This window comes from Promicromonospora kroppenstedtii DSM 19349 (assembly GCF_000515355.1).
GTDB lineage: Bacteria > Actinomycetota > Actinomycetes > Actinomycetales > Cellulomonadaceae > Promicromonospora > Promicromonospora kroppenstedtii.
In genome coordinates this window covers 386-2700 of record NZ_KI911589.1, presented here as the reverse complement: position 1 = coordinate 2700, position 2315 = coordinate 386, and the positions used below count along the sequence as shown (strand labels likewise).

The 2315-nt window shown below is 68.8% G+C and carries 3 protein-coding genes; all 3 read right to left on the bottom strand.

Annotated features, from left to right (window positions below):
- The coding region (locus PROKR_RS31285) for a phage tail tape measure protein (protein ID WP_245605671.1) at positions 1 to 842 on the bottom strand (842 nt) is incomplete at its 3' end.
- A 411-nt stretch (positions 843 to 1253) separates the two neighbouring features.
- Positions 1254 to 1526, bottom strand: a complete 273-nt coding sequence (locus tag PROKR_RS02670) for a hypothetical protein (RefSeq protein WP_036959376.1) — start codon at positions 1524 to 1526, stop codon at positions 1254 to 1256.
- A 530-nt stretch (positions 1527 to 2056) separates the two neighbouring features.
- Positions 2057 to 2315: hypothetical protein (locus PROKR_RS02665; protein WP_211240002.1), on the bottom strand; the 259-nt coding region annotated here is incomplete at its 5' end.

The window sequence follows — 2315 nt, the reverse complement described above, 5'->3', positions numbered from 1 at the left end:
CGACCTTCAGGCGGAGGGTCTCCCACGCGCCGGACAGGCGCTCCAGCGCGCCGGCGGTGCCGCTCATGCGGGCCCTGGCGGCGTCCTCGGCGGCGCCCTGGTCCCTGGTCGCCTTGATGTACACGCCGAGGCCCTTCGCGCCCTCGGTCATGAGGACGGAGGCGGCGCGCGAGGCGTCCGACCCGAAGATCGTGTTGAGGGCCGTGGTGCGCTGGGGCCTCGGAGAGTCCGCCGAGGCCGTCCTTCAGTTGCTGTGCTACCTCCGTCAGCGAGACAAAGTTGCCGTTGGCGTCGGTGAAGTCGAGGTTGGCGTCCTTCATAGCCGTGGCGGCCTTGGCCGTCTGCGGCACGAGCCGCGAGAGCATCGTCTTCAGCGAGGTACCGGCGTCGCTCCCCTTGATGCCGGCGTTGTCGAACGCCGCGAGAGCGCCGACCGTGTCGTTCAGGTTGAGGCCTGCGTTCACGGCGCCGTGGGCCGACCTCGGCTCAGGGCGTGGCCGAGGGACGTCGACGGACGCGGTCGAGGCGTTCGCGCCGCCGGCGAGGGCGGCGGATACGACGTTCATCTGATCGCCGGAGAGCTTGAACGTGTTCAGCGCGTTCGAGGCGATCTCGGCAGCCGACGCGAGCGTCGTACCGCCTGCGGCGGCGAGCTGGAGTGTGCCCTCCAGTGCGCCGGCCTGGATCGTGGCGGCGCTCAGGCCGCCCTTGGCGAGCTCCTGCATGGCGTCGGCGGCCTCGTTAGCCGAGAACGACGTCGATGCGCCCAGGTCGAGGGCGAGCTTGTTCAGCTTCGCCATTTCCTTCTGCGGCGCGCCCAGGGTGGCAGCCGTGACGTTCATCGTCTGGGAGAACTTCTTCTCCAGGTTGACCGACGACGCGACGATGCCGCCGATCCCGGCGACGACGGCCAGCGCGGGCCCCGGAGGCCATCCATGCCCTCGCCGAACCTCTTGCCGAACCGCCGACCGGCCCGCTTACCGGACCGGTCGGCTTCGTTCTCGCTCGCCCCGAGCGCTTGCTTCACGCCCGGGGCGATCTTGCTGGTCTCCGGCAGGATCGGGAGGTAGGCAACGGCTAGCTCAACGGCCACGTCGGGCCTCCTCACATGGTCCCGGCGAGCCACGCCTCCATCTCGTCGATGGAGACAGCGCCCTTGCCGTAGGTGGTGCTCTCCGGCTCGACGCCGGGGCGGGGAATGGGCTTGGGGTACTCGTGACGCCGGCCTCCGCCGCGCTGCCAGTTCGCGACCCTCAGGGCGTCAGCGACCTCGGCCAGGAGGAGCGCGTCGAGCGACCACTCGTGGTCGTCGGGGTGCGTCGCCCGGTAGAAGGCCGAGGTGCGGGGAGGTGCCGGATCACGGCGTAGAGCTCGTGCCAGGCAAGGGCGTCGGTGCCCGCGTGACGAAGACGGAGCCCGAGGGCGATGAGGTCGGCCTCGATCGCCTCTCGGTGCTCGTCGTCGTCGAGCGTCTCCAGGAGGGCGTGCAGGTCGGCGAAGCCGAGCCCGTACACCGCCCGGATCACGCGGTCACTGAAACGCGGCGCTCAGCTCCCGCATGAGCTTCTTGCCGAACGCCTGGAACTCCTCGGAGGTCATCTCGTCGATGACCTCGACGACGTCCGCGCCGGCGACCTCCTCCAGGATCGTGAAGGTGAGGTCGAGCTCGTCGCGCCGGCGGTTGGCGACGGAGCCACTTCGGCGAGCGGACGACGGAGAGGGACTTCTCGAAGGTGTAGGTCTCGCCGTTGTGGTCGAAGGAGAACAGGTCGGCGGTCTTGGTGGTGTCGCTCATGGCTGCTAGGCCCTTTCGTTCGTGGTGGTGCTAGGCCCAGGGGTGGAGCAAAGAAGAGCCCCTCCGGAGCGGGCCTAGCGGGGGCTCCGGGAGGGGTAGCTAGAGGCGCGCAAGGGGCCTTGCGCGACAGGTCAGGCGTCGGCTTGCCGTCGTCGATGTACTTCACGGCGTTGGCGTTGAGGTCCGTGTCACGGAACGCCTCGATGGTCACCGTGTAGCCGATGAGCTCGCCGTCGTTGTAGGTCACCTCGCCGACCTCGTTCACCTGGCCTCCGGGACGTGGATGCGGATCTTCGCGTCGCCGTCCTTCATCTCGAAGACGAACGACTTGTGCGGGAGCACGTCGGCGTTGATCTTCACGGTCCGGAGGGTGCCGGCGGACGGGGTCGCGGCGGTCACGGTGACGTTGTCGTCGCCGTAGACGGCCTTCAGCACGTCGGTGTTCAGCGTCTCCAGGAAGGTGAAGCTGTACGAGACGGAGAAATCGGTCTGGAGGACCTTGACGATGTCACCGCCCCAG